Annotated in this window: 12 protein-coding genes; 4 read left to right on the forward strand and 8 right to left on the reverse strand. The window is 38.9% G+C overall.

The features are described 5' to 3' along the window. Positions 1-55: 55 nt before the first annotated feature. Positions 56-2581, reverse strand: a complete 2526-nt coding sequence (mprF, locus tag A6749_RS02035) for a bifunctional lysylphosphatidylglycerol flippase/synthetase MprF (protein ID WP_066384433.1) — start codon at positions 2579-2581, stop codon at positions 56-58. A 218-nt stretch (positions 2582-2799) separates the two neighbouring features. On the opposite strand from mprF, the gene A6749_RS02040 reads away from it, so the two are divergent. Continuing rightward, positions 2800-3252 carry a cupredoxin domain-containing protein gene (locus tag A6749_RS02040; protein ID WP_066384437.1) on the forward strand — a complete coding sequence of 151 codons (453 nt, stop codon included), beginning with the start codon at positions 2800-2802 and terminating at the stop codon, positions 3250-3252. Between the two features lie 430 nt (positions 3253-3682). Continuing rightward, the gene (gene yidC / locus A6749_RS02050; protein WP_066384442.1) at positions 3683-4471 is read left to right on the forward strand and encodes a membrane protein insertase YidC; all 789 of its coding nucleotides are present in this window, start codon (positions 3683-3685) and stop codon (positions 4469-4471) included. A gap of 35 nt (positions 4472-4506) precedes the next feature. On the opposite strand, the gene A6749_RS02055 is transcribed toward yidC, so the two are convergent. Beyond that, a complete protein-coding gene (locus A6749_RS02055; RefSeq protein ID WP_066384444.1) occupies positions 4507-4866 on the reverse strand; it encodes a fluoride efflux transporter FluC in 360 nt (119 codons plus the stop codon). 21 nt (positions 4867-4887) lie between these two features. Next, a complete protein-coding gene (gene crcB / locus A6749_RS02060) occupies positions 4888-5256 on the reverse strand; it encodes a fluoride efflux transporter CrcB (protein ID WP_066384446.1) in 369 nt (122 codons plus the stop codon). A 137-nt stretch (positions 5257-5393) separates the two neighbouring features. Here crcB and A6749_RS02065 point away from each other — a divergent pair, with 137 nt between their 5' ends. After that, a complete protein-coding gene (locus A6749_RS02065) occupies positions 5394-5972 on the forward strand; it encodes a YhcN/YlaJ family sporulation lipoprotein (RefSeq protein ID WP_066384448.1) in 579 nt (192 codons plus the stop codon). 46 nt (positions 5973-6018) lie between these two features. Here A6749_RS02065 and A6749_RS02070 read toward each other — a convergent pair whose 3' ends face one another. Together A6749_RS02070 and A6749_RS02075 are read right to left on the reverse strand one after the other, a co-directional pair. Continuing rightward, the gene (locus A6749_RS02070) at positions 6019-6222 is read right to left on the reverse strand and encodes a DUF6501 family protein (RefSeq protein ID WP_066384451.1); all 204 of its coding nucleotides are present in this window, start codon (positions 6220-6222) and stop codon (positions 6019-6021) included. A 77-nt stretch (positions 6223-6299) separates the two neighbouring features. Beyond that, positions 6300-7937 carry an AMP-binding protein gene (locus A6749_RS02075; protein ID WP_066384463.1) on the reverse strand — a complete coding sequence of 546 codons (1638 nt, stop codon included), beginning with the start codon at positions 7935-7937 and terminating at the stop codon, positions 6300-6302. A 238-nt stretch (positions 7938-8175) separates the two neighbouring features. Between A6749_RS02075 and sda the strand changes: the two genes are divergently transcribed. Further along, positions 8176-8301 carry a sporulation histidine kinase inhibitor Sda gene (gene sda, locus A6749_RS02080; protein WP_370465031.1) on the forward strand — a complete coding sequence of 42 codons (126 nt, stop codon included), beginning with the start codon at positions 8176-8178 and terminating at the stop codon, positions 8299-8301. Positions 8302-8343: 42 nt separating this feature from the next. On the opposite strand, the gene odhB is transcribed toward sda, so the two are convergent. The 3 genes from odhB to mnmH all read right to left on the reverse strand — a co-directional run bounded on the left by odhB (position 8344) and on the right by mnmH (position 13713). Then, positions 8344-9612, reverse strand: a complete 1269-nt coding sequence (gene odhB / locus A6749_RS02085) for a 2-oxoglutarate dehydrogenase complex dihydrolipoyllysine-residue succinyltransferase (RefSeq protein WP_066384469.1) — start codon at positions 9610-9612, stop codon at positions 8344-8346. A 13-nt stretch (positions 9613-9625) separates the two neighbouring features. After that, positions 9626-12451 (reverse strand): 2-oxoglutarate dehydrogenase E1 component, encoded by a 2826-nt coding sequence (locus tag A6749_RS02090; protein WP_066384470.1) that lies wholly within the window; start codon positions 12449-12451, stop codon positions 9626-9628. Positions 12452-12651: 200 nt separating this feature from the next. Further along, on the reverse strand, positions 12652-13713 hold the full coding sequence (mnmH, locus tag A6749_RS02095; protein WP_066384472.1) for a tRNA 2-selenouridine(34) synthase MnmH: 1062 nt from the start codon (positions 13711-13713) through the stop codon (positions 12652-12654). Between the last annotated feature and the right edge of the window lie 218 nt (positions 13714-13931).

The raw sequence follows: 13931 nt of genomic DNA on the forward strand, positions 1-13931 counted from the left end.
AGTTTTTCCATAAAAAGTTACAAAAAAACGGCAAGGAAATTCCCAGCCGTTTTTATCAGTCTTTTTTCCGTGAGATCAATAGCGATATTTGCGCCATGATAATTGGTAATGAGGATTTTTTACGATATGCTAAATATTTCGCTTCCCAGATGTTTGTATATTTTTCTTTAAAATTCTTTAAGCCTTGAAAGTGGTAAATTAAATGACCATGTAAAAAAATTTGGGCGGCAATTTTCTCGCTTAAGAAGGAGAATTTCGTTAACCCTACATTTGCTAATGGAGCCATCCCCATATTAAAGCGGTCATATCCATTCTTTTTAGCCCAATCAATTAACGATAAGAATAGACAATCAACAGTTCCAGCAGGCGCATCAGGTTTAAAGCGCATTAAATCAACCGAAATGGTTTGCTCGTCGTAAACATACATAATGCTGACAAAACCAAGAATTTGCGAGTCTTTATTTCTAATAATGGCAATCGGCGCCTTATTCAAATAGTCTTCATCAAAATACCCCAATGAAAACCCTTGCTCTTTCCTGCCTTGAAGCCAGTCGGTCGAAATCTCCCACAATTCTTGAAGGAGCTCGTCTGAAAATGGCGGTTCCAGCAGCTCAAATACATACTTTTCACGACTGAATTTATTTTGAATGGCCCGTAAGCCTTTCATTTTTATTCCAGAAAGCGAAAAGGTTTTTAAATCGACAAACGCTTCTTCTCCAAGCTTAAAGAAAGCAAAGCCATGGTTATGAAGCAGCGGCAGCATTTTTTCACCAACTTGATAGAATACAGGTGTGTAACCATATAAATCGGCAATTTCTTGAAATTCCGCAATTGCATTTGATACCTCGCTTTTTTCACCAACCGGTTCACCAAGAATGACTAATTTATCAGCATATGGCTGAAATGCCATCAGAATATTCCTTTTGCTGTTCCAAAAAATATATTTATCGTGCAGCAGGATTAAGTGTGATAATGCCTTGCCTTTATACTTTTGAAAGTGCTGAAGTATTTCTGATTCCTGATGAATCGACGTCTCAAACTTCCACTTTTTTGGCAAGCTGATTAAATAACCAGCAGAAATAATCATAAAAGCAATGATCAAACCAATAAATGCGCTCATAAATAAATCATGAGAATCAACAATTACGTAGGGCAATAATTTTTCCGGCATGGCCAGTTTTGCGCTCGGAAGATTCAAATAACCAATCAGCAGGTACATGAATGAAATGATTAGAATAACTGATACATCAAAAATCGTTTTCCCCCATGTAAGGACATAGCTTTCTCGATAAAATTGCCCCTTTGACATTCTTAAAATAAGGGCAACTATTATTAAAAAAATCGCTTCTTCATAATCGATTCCTTTAAAAATTGAAAATAATGCTGCTAAGATTAAAGCGAACATCGTTAAATCATATGCCCGTTTCACACTATATTCAATTCCGCGTGATAAACCCAGCAATAAAAAACCGGCTGCTACAGAAAGCTGGTGGGAAACATTTATGACCGGCAAAGCCAAAAGCTCCTGTGCAATTCTCAGCCTCGACATGATTCCCGGTACACTTGCCGATAAAAGTAAAATAAGTCCCGACGAAAACACAAGTAGGGTCAAAACAATATGGCTTAGCCCCTGAACAATGGCCATTGGGATATCATTCCACGACTTATTCCACTTTTCCCAATACAGCTTCACAAAAAACACTAGGCTGACAATAAACGGAATAAAGTAATATCCAAGACGGTAGAGTAAAAGGAGTACCAAAACCTTCTCCTCAGGAACATGGATATCCTGCATCCCCCAAATGAAAACAAGGTCAAACGAACCGAGCCCCCCGGGAATCATGCTTATGATGCCCGCACAGGCAGACACAATATAGACAGGAAATAACTGTTCAAATGAAATGCCAATCCCGAGAATTTTGCTTAAAATGTAAATGGCAATAAACACCGCAAACCATTCAACAATGGAAACCGCAATCAGCTTGATACCGTCATTTTTTGAAATCAAGGCCTGATTATTCTTTTTAGCATTGATCATTTGGATAATGATAAAGATAGGAAGATATAAACCGACGGCTAAAACGGCAAAATATAACCATTTCACATCGAGAAATAATGGGAAATCCCGATAGCGGATCGTCACAATCCATGCCAAAACGGAAATCCCTGTTAAATAAAATAAGGATACCGAGGCAATGATACTTAGCAGTCTTCGTTTGTCGTTCTCCAGCTTATGAAAGAAATAAGTTCTTAACATGGCTCCAATTAATCCGCCAAAGCCGATTAAATTAGAAAAAGAGTTCGCAATGAATGACTGCTCTAATAGTTCCCTTTTCGGAACTTTTATACCCAGAATTCTAACCAGGATTATATCATACAAAATCATTGGCAAAACGGCTGCGAATGTAATAATGATAATGATTAATAATACCCAGACATTTAGCTGTTGTAATTCATTTTTAAGCAGTTCCCCATTTAAATCACTGGTAAATTTCCTTATTTCAGTAATCGCAAAAATCAATAAAAACAACGGAAATATAAATTTTATTCCTTTTAGAATTTTTTCTTTTTTAATCCCCAATAAGAAAACCACCTATTTTTTATTCCTGTTTTTACTATAAACGTTTCGACAGGAAAAACAAAGAAATTTTACCTATTGTTATTATTTTCAACACCTTTTTTATGGATCAATCATACGCAATTTGTCCTATGAAAATGAAAGTTATAAAAAGTAGACAAGTTTTCACTCCTCATATGCATAAGTATAAATAAGAACAAATTGTAAAGGGGGAAGTTATTGTGAAATTTTTAGTTTTTAAGAAGGAAACATTTATCTTCTTTTTAGCTGTAGGCATTATGTTAACTGCTATTTCTGCTTGGTTTTTGTTTAAGGCAGGCGATACAGCTGTATTTAATCAACAATCAGAAGATAAAGTCCGCGAAATCCATATGGTGACGGGGGAATTCAAAACAACCATGAAAAATGGAAATCAATTAGAGGCCTACAGATGGGACCCAGGTACCATTTTGGTAGAGAAAGGGGAAAAAGTCAATTTATATATAAGCGGAATAAACGGAGAAAAGCATCCATTTCATATAGAAGGAACAAATATTAAAGGAGTAGTTGGTAAGGGGGAAGAAGTATTGGTGCCTCTTCAGTTTAATAAGGAAGGAACATATCGGTTAATTTGTGAAACCCATTCCAACAGGAAGCATAACGGACCGATGATCGCGTATATTATTGTTGATTAAAAACATATTAGACACTAATTTTACCAAGAAATTAGTGTCTTTTTAAATTGATTAATTGGTTCATCTCCTATATACTCTTATCATTGGCTTATTTACGGGGTGATAACTATTGTTTCAATTACTCATCGACCACTCTGATGTTAATACGTTAAATGCTTTATATGTGAGCATTTACTTAGGATTGGTCTTAAAATATTTCTGGGCGTGGGGTGTAGAGTATACACTTAACAACTCATCGTCTTATGTTAAAAATACCAAAACTATTCACCCATTGTTTTTAACCAAAAAAACAAACGGAGTTCATGGGAGCATTATCTTAACTCGAATCATTAAATATATTCGGAAAAAAGCCTGCCATAAGGACGATTCCGAGGAGCCTATTTCCCTCCTTCCTGCATTCAAATTCTTAACATAAACTCTAGGAGGAAATATGAAACTAAACAAAACTTCAATCATAAGCATCGTACTATTAATGGCAACAACAATTTTATTATCTGCTTGTTCTGCTCAGGCTCAAAGCGGAAATAACTCAGGGTTTTTTCATCATTATTTTGTTGAGCCCTTTTCAAATATTATTAACGCTATTGCTAATTTATTTAATGGAAATTACGGTCTAGCAATTATCCTTGTGACGCTGATCATCAGACTTGCGTTAATGCCATTGATGTTAAGACAATATAAAAATCAAATGGCTATGAAGGAAAAAATGGATGGTTTAAAGCCCGAAATGGATGCGATTCAAAAGAAAATGAAGGCGGAAAAAGACCCTAAGAAGAAACAAGAGCTGCAAGCGGAAATGATGGGGCTTTATCAAAAGCATGGTGTGAATCCGTTAAATATGGGCTGTCTGCCGATTTTGATCCAGATGCCAATTTTAACTGCATTCTATTATGCCATTCGCAGTTCAAAAGAAATCGCTACACATAAGTTCTTATGGTTCAGCTTAGGACATCCTGATATCATCATTACCATCATTGCTGGCCTCGTGTACTATTTCCAATTTAAAGTTTCACAATCGAGTATGCCAAAACAGCAGCAGGATCAAATGAAATTCATGGGGCTGCTTTCCCCATTGATGATTGTGATGTTTTCCTTTAGCGCCCCAGCCGCTTTGCCGCTTTATTGGGTTGTAGGGGGAACGTTTTTAACGATTCAAACTATTATCAGCCATAAGCTTTATCGTAATAACCAGCCGCTTGCTAAGGCTGATTCTAAATAAGGAAAAGAGAAGCATCGGTTACCGTGCTTCTCTTTTCATAGATCTATACTTTTTCCAATCATGAGTCCACAGTATAATACCCCAAGTCCAATGACTAAACTCAAGACAACATACGCGTAAAAAGATTTGTTTTTCCCAGCGATTTGAAGCTGTTCCGATTCAAGCATAAACGTAGAAAAAGTGGTAAAAGCCCCCATAAAGCCTACCCCAATCAATATGTAAAGATGGCCGTGAAGCTGTAATCCAACGAATAATCCTAATAAAAAGGCCCCTAATAGATTAACAATAAATGTACCAACAGGAAATCCGCCGGCTCCCTTCAGCATTCTGCTTAATACAAATCGGCATATTGCTCCAAAAAAGCCGCCAATTGAAACAAATAAAATTTCTGTCATATAGTTTGCTCCACCCCGTTATCACTGTTCACCCATTTTTAGTCCGATTCGTACAAATAATAGGCCACCCAAAAGGCTGATTAGTATGTATAAGAATGAAAATAGGTATTGACCTTGCTCCATTAATTTGATGGTTTCCAAACAAAAGGTAGAAAAAGTGGTATAAGATCCGATCACCCCAGTGGTTAATGCAGTTAACAGCAGAGGCGGCAGCTTTTTTAAACTGACAAACTTATTCGTGATCCATCCCAGCAAAAAAGCCCCTGTAAGGTTAACAAACAGCGTTCCAAAAGGAAAGGTTTCGTCCATCAATCCCGCAGCTGCGGTAGATAATAAATAACGAATGACACTGCCAATCATTCCTCCGATACCCACAAACAAATAAACCATCGAATAACACTCCAATTTCTCCTAAATATCTTTCATTTTACCATATCCGAACGGTTTTCCATTTATTCTTTAGGATAGATTTTATTCTAAACGGTATGCTAAATATGTACAACTGATAAAAAGGAGTGCAAAGGAAAATGAAAAAAAGAGTATTCTTAACTACAGCTCTTATTTTCAGTCTGTATTTAACAGGCTGTGCAAGGAATAATGTCAATGACGATGTTGCTTACCGAAATGCAAATGAACCGACAAGAGTGAATTATAATACACCAAACCACGGCGGTCCTGCCCTTACCGGGGTAGATGTCAGCGATAATCGGCTGGATTATAATGCAAATCGCCGTGATAATGATTTACTTGATGTGAGAAATGATAATCGTTCGAAAATGCGTGTGGCAGATGATGCGGCTAGAAAAGTTGCGGACTTGCCTGATGTCGATCGGGCAAACGTGATTGTGACAGAAAATAATGCGTATGTGGCTGCTAAATTAGACCGTTCGGCAAGAAATGGTTTAACCTCTAATATTGAAAATCAAATTTCACGTGCTGTTAAATCGGTGGATCGCGATATTGATCGTGTTTATGTATCAGTAAACCCTGATTTTTATGACCGTTTTAATAACTATGCGGGGGATATTCGTAACGGTCGTCCAGTATCCGGTTTCTTCGATGAATTTACCAAAACAATCCGCCGGGTATTTCCGGATGCACGGTAAGTAATAGCTAATGAAAATGCCCGGCACATCTCTGCCGGGCATTTTTTTACGCATCCTGAAAATATTCTTTGTAAAAACCGCCTACTTTTCCGGAATTATCAATAATGTAATAAAATTCCTCTGTTTCATTTTTTACATCATAGATTTTTCCGACTGTAAGAACTTGATCGACAATATATTTTTTTGCATCTGTATGGATACATTTTACTTTTTTTAATGCTTCACGATCGCGCCAAGTTAAATGGATCATCTGCTGCCACCGTCCTTAAGATTTTTCTACAACTCCAAGTATAATCAAAAGAACTCCCGAAGCGCAACCTGTATGAATTATTTCTTTGACAGCTGTTTTGCTTTTTCGCGGAGGCGGAATTTTTGAATTTTGCCTGATGCTGTCATTGGATAGGCATCTGTAAACTCAATATATCTTGGGATCTTATGTTTCGAAATTCTCCCATTGCAATAATCTTGTATCTCCTCAGGCGTTGCTGTTTCTCCTTCTTTCAAGATAATCCAGGCCATTACTTCTTCCCCGTAGACTTCATCAGGTACACCAACAACCTGAATATCTAAAATTTTTGGATGGGAGTACAAGAATTCCTCAATTTCTCGAGGATAAATATTTTCCCCTCCCCTTATAATCATATCCTTTAATCTTCCAGTAATACGGCAATAACCCGCTTCATCCATAACCGCTAAATCACCCGTATGAAGCCAGCCATCCTCATCAATGGCTTCTTTCGTTGCCTCCATATTCTTATAATACCCTTTCATAACATGATATCCTCTTGTACAGAGTTCTCCTTGGACACCTCGTGGAACCTCAATTGATGTTCCTGGTTCCACGATCTTCACTTCAATATTTGGAAGAGCTTTCCCTACTGTTTCGACACGAAGCTCAATTGGATCATCAGTCTTAGTTTGTGTAATCACAGGAGAGGATTCTGTTTGTCCGTAAGCAATGGTAATTTCGGAAGCGCCCATTTTTTCAATTACAGCCTTCATTACTTCAATTGGACAATTGGAACCAGCCATGATTCCTGTCCTTAAGTATGAAAGATCATATTGATGAAATTCGGGATCATTTAATTCTGCAATAAACATTGTAGGTACGCCATGTAAGGCGGTGCATTTTTCATCCTGTACCGTTTGCAGCACCCGCTTGGGATTAAATTCCTGTACTGGTACCATCGTCGCCCCGACGGATACACAGGCCATTGTACCAAGGACACAGCCGAAGCAATGAAAAAAAGGTACCGGGATACATAATCTGTCTTGATTAGTAAGCTTCATACAGCCTGCAATATAAAATCCATTATTTACAATATTATTATGTGTGAGCATAACACCCTTTGGAAACCCGGTGGTTCCAGAGGTGTATTGCATATTGATGACATCGTCAGGTCTTAAAGAAGCCAGGCGATCATCCAACTCTGAATCAGGTACTGTTTCACTTAACTTCTCGATGTCATGCCAGCTATATGTACCTGGATACTTCTTTTCACCAAGAACAATGACATTTTTTAAATAGGGAAGACGACTGCAGTTCAGGTTTCCAGGTTTTGATGTTTCCAGTTCCGGTGCAATTTCATATAACATGTCAATATAGGATGAGTCCTTATATGATTCCATTAAAATGATGGTAGTGGAATCAGATTGTTTCAATAAATACTCAAGCTCTGCCGTTTGATAGTTTGTATTAACCGTCACAAGAACGGCACCCATTTTCCCCGTTGCAAATTGCGTTATTAGCCATTCCGGGGTATTCGACGACCAAGCGGCAATATGTTCTCCTTTACCAATCCCTAACTTCATCAATCCCTTTGCAGCCTTACGGCAAATCTCATCAAATTCGCGATAAGTCCATCTTAAGTCTCGATCCGAATAAATGACTGCCGGATGGTCAGGGTAACGCTCTGCTTTTTCCGCCAATAGTGCACCTACAGTGATATTTAGTAATTCCGACATCTACAATCCTCCTTACCAGAAGATAAAAAAACGCTTACAAAAGTATGTTACCATATTTTAGTGAATATTCAATATTTTTTGAATACAACATTTAAAAAATAATATAACTAGACAAAAATCTTACAAATTTGTGAAAAAGGCTGTTTTAGGGGTTCTCAAAAAGGGAATAAACAATTACAATAGTAAAAACTGAATATTCAATCCATTTTCCAAGGAGGGCATTCACAAATTGAAAATTATGAGTAACGAGCAGTTGGTTGTTTCGTATCGGGATGCATTAAAGTCTGGCAAGGAAAAGGAATGGATAAAAATTTTAAAGCAGGAAATAGAACGAAGAGGATTAAAACCAATTAAAAATCGATAGTGTTAAAAAACCGCTGAAATGATTTCAGCGGTTTTTATGATTCTAGCCTTCAAGCAGCAGCTTTTCCGGATCCTCCAATAATTTCTTAATCATCACTAAGAAGCTTACAGCCTCTTTACCGTCAACAATCCGATGATCGTAGGAAAGGGCGACATACATCATTGGGCGATTTTCTGTTTTTTCCTTATCAATGGCAACCGGGCGCAGTTGAATGGTATGCATGCCTAATATTCCTACCTGTGGTCCATTTAGAATCGGTGTTGACAGCAGGGAGCCGAATACTCCGCCATTTGTAATAGTAAACGTTCCACCCTGCAGGTCTTTTAACGATAATTTATTGGACCTTGCTTTTTCAGCAAGCTGCATGATGTCACCTTCAATGTCGGCAAACGATTTACGCTCAGCATCTCTGACAACTGGAACAACCAGTCCATCTTCCGTAGAAACGGCAACACCGATATCATAAAACTTTTTAACCAATAGCTGATCCCCTTGTATTTCAGCATTTAAATAAGGGAATTTCTTTAACGCTGCAACTACAGCCTTTGTAAAAAATGACATGAACCCTAAGCGGACATCATGCTCTTCAAAAAATTGGTCCTTCCAGCGCTTCCTTAAGTTCATTACAGCGGTCATATCTATTTCATTAAAGGTTGTCAGCATCGCAGTTGTCTGCTTCACTTCTAGCAGCCGCTTGGCAATAGTCTGCCGTCTTCGGGACATTTTTTCATAGACAATTGGCTTCGTAAGATCTTCTGCTTTTGCCTGCCCGCCTGTCGTCTCCATTTTTGGAGGTGAAGGTGGTCTTTGCGAAACATTATGATTAAACGAAGATACATCCTGTCTACGGACTCTTCCCAATGGATCGGCAGTGGGAACCTCCAGTAAATCAATTCCTTTTTCACGGGCCAGCTTGCGGGCCGCCGGTGATGCAATTGGCCTGCTTCCAATTTCTTGCGTTTTATCTTCTGTTTGTTCCGTTTTTGTTTCGGCTGCATTTACTCGTTGAGGCTCGGGTTTTGGTGCCTCTACCGGTTGTTGTTCTTGTGTTTTTTCCGCGGCCGGTGTCCCTCCGCCACCTTCTTGGACAATTGCAATGGTTTCACCGACTCTAACCGTATCCCCTTCACTAAACTTTTGTTCTGTCAGTGTTCCGGCAAAATCGGAAATAACCTCAATATTGACCTTGTCTGTCTCCAGTTCAATTAGGTATTCGCCTTTTTCAACGTGCTCTCCTACATTTTTCAACCATTTTGCAATAGTACCTTCCGTAATCGACTCCGCTAATTCAGGTACTTTAATTTCAGCCATTCCTATTACCTCCTTAATCACTTCTCGTTAATGCAGCGGCTAGAATTTTAGATTGTATTAATTTATGAACATTCGGTTCACCCTCTGCAGGACTTGAGCGCCGGCGACGGCCGATATATTGCACAGTGATTCCATTTGAAGTCTGTTCGTTAATTCTCGGTTCAACGAAAGTCCATGCTCCCATATTTTTTGGTTCCTCTTGGAGCCAAAAGACCTCTTTCACATTCGGATATTTTGTAAATAGCTGTTTTACACGGTCAGTTGGAAACGGATAGATTTCTTCCAGCCTCATTACTTGAAGCCAGTCGTACCCTGCTCCGTCTTTCACTTGTTCAGCAATATCAATCGCAATTTTCCCCGAACACATGACAATTCTTTCAACCTTAGAATCATCTCTAGAAAAAGTAAATTGCTCAAGCACCGGCTCAAAGCGGCCATTGCTTAGTTCCGAACCGGTTGATGCCACAAGCGGATTCCGTAACAAACTTTTAGGCGACATAAGAACAAGCGGTCTAACTTCTTCTCTTAATAATTGTGCAGCCTGTCGTCTTAATAAATGAAAATATTGGGCGGCACTGGTGACATTGGCGACAGTCCAGTTCTTTTCCGCCGCAGTCTGTAAAAATCGCTCTGGTCTTGCACTGGAATGCTCCGGACCCTGACCTTCATATCCATGAGGCAGCAGCATCACGAGCCCTGACTTTTGTCCCCATTTTGCTCTGCCCGCAGCAATAAACTGATCGAATATAACCTGTGCGGCATTCGCAAAATCACCAAATTGCGCTTCCCAAATGACCAAGGTTTCAGGTGAAAACACGTTATAACCGTATTCAAAGCCGACAACAGCAGTCTCTGTTAAAGGACTATTATAGATGGCAAATGATGCTTTTGCTGACGATAAATGGTGCAGCGGCAGGTAAGTTTCACCCGTTTGTTCATCGTGCAGAACTAGATTCCGCTGGGCAAAGGTTCCACGCTCCGTATCTTGACCAGTAAATCGAATCGGTGTACCATCCGCTAATATGGAGGCAAAAGCTAATGACTCGGCTAACGCCCATTCGACCTTACCATTTTCCTCTAATGCGTTCATCCTGCGCTTTAAAATTTTCGCAAGCTTATGAAACACATTAAAGTCATTCGGCCATTGTAGCAATTCTTGATTCATTTGTTTCAATGTATCCAATGGAACAGCAGTATTGATTGCCGCCTGATCATCCGTAAAGTTCGGCGGGTCTGGAATGTGTAAATCCTCAGCCTTTTCGACCTTTGCAACCTTTTGTTGGGCTTCTTGCAGCCTTTGAGTTATCGCGCTTTGTAATTCTCCTATTTCTTTTTCATTTGCTATGCCTTCAGACAACAGGTTCTTTTCATATATTTCTTTTACTGTCGGGTGTTTTTGGACTAGTGAATAGATTTTTGGATTTGTTGCCATCGGTTCGTCCATCTCGTTATGCCCAAAACGACGGTATCCTATTAAATCAATCAAAATGTCCTTGTGAAACACTGCCCGGTATTCCGCGGCAATCAAGGCAGCTTTTATACAGCTTTCAGCGTCATCGGCGTTTACGTGAATGATTGGAATCTCAAACCCCTTAGCTAAATCGCTTGAATATCTCGTTGAACGAGAATCATATGATTCGGTGGTAAAACCAATCATATTATTGGCAATTATGTGTATGGTTCCTCCAGTACGGTACCCGCGTAAACGGCTTAGATTTAACGTTTCGGCGACAATTCCCTCGCCTGGAAAAGCAGCATCACCATGGATTAATATAGACAGTGCCGAATCTGATACTTCCTTCGGATAACCTGGCTGGTTCCTTTCATCTTGGGCTGCACGGGTATAACCTTCAACCACTGCCCCAACAAATTCCAGGTGACTTGGATTATTGGCGAGCGTAATTTTTGCCGTCTTTTCATTTACACCCTTTAGCTCACGGTTCAAACCTAGATGATACTTAACATCACCGGTCCAGCCAAAGTTGATTCCAATGGAGCCCTCTGAAGGAACAAGTTCCTTATTTGGAGCATGCTGAAATTCAGCAAAAATCATTTCATACGGTTTTCCTAAGACATGGGCCAGTACGTTTAATCTGCCACGATGGGCCATTCCAATGTTGATAGTATCAGCACCGCCATCAACTGCTCTGGATATGATTTCATCAATAAGCGGCACCATGATATCTAATCCTTCAATCGAAAAACGTTTTTGACCAACAAACGTCTTGTGAAGAAATTTTTCAAATTCTTCTACTTCCATAAGCCTATTCAATAATGTTAGCTTTTTTTCTTTAGAAAAATGAAATTGACGGTCAGCATTTTCAATTCGTTCCATTAACCAATTCTTCTCGTTCATATCATGGACATGTTCAAACTCGTACGTAATCGTGTTTGTATATAACTGTTTTAAATACTCCACTGCCTCATAGGCAGATTTGTTTGCCAGCGCCGAATTTTTAGAAATGATTCCAGCGGGCAAATTCCGTAAATCACTCTCGGCCAAACCATAACTTTGGAAATCTAAATGGGTCTTGTCAGGCTGATGATTTCCTAACGGGTAAATATCCGCGGCCAAATGTCCATAGGTACGAATAGCATCAGCCAATTTAATGGCAGCAAACATTTTCTCATTTCCGACCGCCGGCAGGTTTACTTCATTTGCAGTTGGCGTATCAAGGTTGTAAAGGTCTGCTTCGTTCATATCGGTAAACAAAGCTCTCATTTCTTCATCAACTGAAAGAGGATCTTGTTGAAATCTTTCAAATTGATCCATTAAATATCCAAGATTGGGACCAAGAAAATCATTTAGGTAATGTTTGTGATCCTGATTTGGTCTCATTATCTTCAATCCCCCTTATCCCAGTATGTATCATAACGCGGCTCCACATTATCATGTCACAAAATTAGAAATAATAAATTGACCGAAGTCAATATATTTCTATGATGTGTTTCTAGTTTAGTGTGTCTTAAAATGTCACAAAAAATTTTCCAAAATAAAAAAAACACATCTACTCACTAGATGTGTAATACCCTTTATTTTTATACTAAAACAGGCTGAAAGGAAAGCTGCTCTAATTTAGTCGCAACGTGGTCAGCGGCATCCTGATAATCTTTGGCAAAGATATCAATAAATTCTCTTTGATATTCTAATTTAGCATGATCATATCTTGGGTCATAATAATATTCAAGTAATATTGGAATCATCCCTTGATAATTCCGTTTTATCAGGGCTTCTGACAGCTGACTTTTAAGTTCGGCATCTTTTATCCGTTTTATAACCCTTTCCATCCCAAGCGAAATTTTTTCATAATACCAAGCTTCCTTTTCAAATGGCAGTACATATTCGGAGACTAAGTGTTTTACCCTTTGTTCGAGCGGTGTATGGATATACAGGTTAATGCCTTTAAACTTCACGTCCATTAATTTTTCAGGCTGTACTGCCTTACCAATTCGTTTGCTTTCCGCCTCAACGATAAAATAATCGGCCCCTTGAAGATCTTGCAGCCCTTTAAATAATAAGGAATCAAATGTTTTTTGATTATTACCTTCACCTAGTCCAACAGTTCCAAAGATGGACCCTCTGTGACCAGCCATTTCCTCTAAATCTAATATTGGATACCCTTTTGTTTTTAAAATCTTTAAAATCTCAGTTTTGCCTACACCCGTCAATCCATGTAAGACAACTGCCTGATTGGGAATCGCTGCAGGAATCTCTTCAAGAATATAGTGGCGGTAAGCTTTATAGCCGCCAACAAGGCGCCAGGCATAGATCCCTGCAAATTCCAGGAATGTCACAACTGCCTTACTCCGCATTCCTCCGCGCCAGCAATGAATGACTAATTCTCGATCTTTGCTATAGGATTTTATCTTTTGCAGCATGTCGGGGATTTTTGGTGAAACAAGCTCCATTGCACGCCATTTGGCAGCAGCCTGCCCTTCATGCTTATAAATGGTCCCTACTTCCTGGCGCTCCTCGTTCGAAAATAAAGGAATATTAATCGCTCCCGGGATGGCCCCATCTTTATATTCAATTGGTGACCGTATATCAATGATGATTGGGTCCTTAAGCTTAAAAAGTTCTTCAACTGATAAATCTTTCATAAAAATAACGCGCTCCTAAACATTATTAAGAAGTCTGGAAAATAAACAAAACTTCCCTTAGGAAGTTTTTAAATGCTTGTCCATTCGTCAAATATATATTAATTATAAAGGAGTTTAAGGAAGCTAGCAAGTAAACGGTATTTTATTCCAAATATTAGCGAATTTAACGAAATAATCCCTCTATAATAAAAAGGGCTGCTCATGATAGAGCAGGCCTT

It is taken from the genome of Neobacillus mesonae (assembly GCF_001636315.1).
GTDB lineage: Bacteria > Bacillota > Bacilli > Bacillales > Cytobacillaceae > Neobacillus > Neobacillus mesonae.

Excerpts from the sequence above, each read along its gene's own strand:
- yidC (WP_066384442.1), top strand. The coding sequence starts at position 3,683 with ATGAAACTAAACAAAACTTCAATCATAAGCATCGTACTATTAATGGCA.
- A6749_RS02055 (WP_066384444.1), bottom strand. The coding sequence starts at position 4,866 with ATGACAGAAATTTTATTTGTTTCAATTGGCGGCTTTTTTGGAGCAATA.
- crcB (WP_066384446.1), bottom strand. The coding sequence starts at position 5,256 with ATGGTTTATTTGTTTGTGGGTATCGGAGGAATGATTGGCAGTGTCATT.
- A6749_RS02065 (WP_066384448.1), top strand. The coding sequence starts at position 5,394 with ATGAAAAAAAGAGTATTCTTAACTACAGCTCTTATTTTCAGTCTGTAT.
- A6749_RS02070 (WP_066384451.1), bottom strand. The coding sequence starts at position 6,222 with ATGATCCATTTAACTTGGCGCGATCGTGAAGCATTAAAAAAAGTAAAA.
- A6749_RS02075 (WP_066384463.1), bottom strand. The coding sequence starts at position 7,937 with ATGTCGGAATTACTAAATATCACTGTAGGTGCACTATTGGCGGAAAAA.
- sda (WP_370465031.1), top strand. The coding sequence starts at position 8,176 with ATGAGTAACGAGCAGTTGGTTGTTTCGTATCGGGATGCATTAAAGTCT.
- odhB (WP_066384469.1), bottom strand. The coding sequence starts at position 9,612 with ATGGCTGAAATTAAAGTACCTGAATTAGCGGAGTCGATTACGGAAGGT.
- A6749_RS02090 (WP_066384470.1), bottom strand. The coding sequence starts at position 12,451 with ATGAGACCAAATCAGGATCACAAACATTACCTAAATGATTTTCTTGGT.
- mnmH (WP_066384472.1), bottom strand. The coding sequence starts at position 13,713 with ATGAAAGATTTATCAGTTGAAGAACTTTTTAAGCTTAAGGACCCAATC.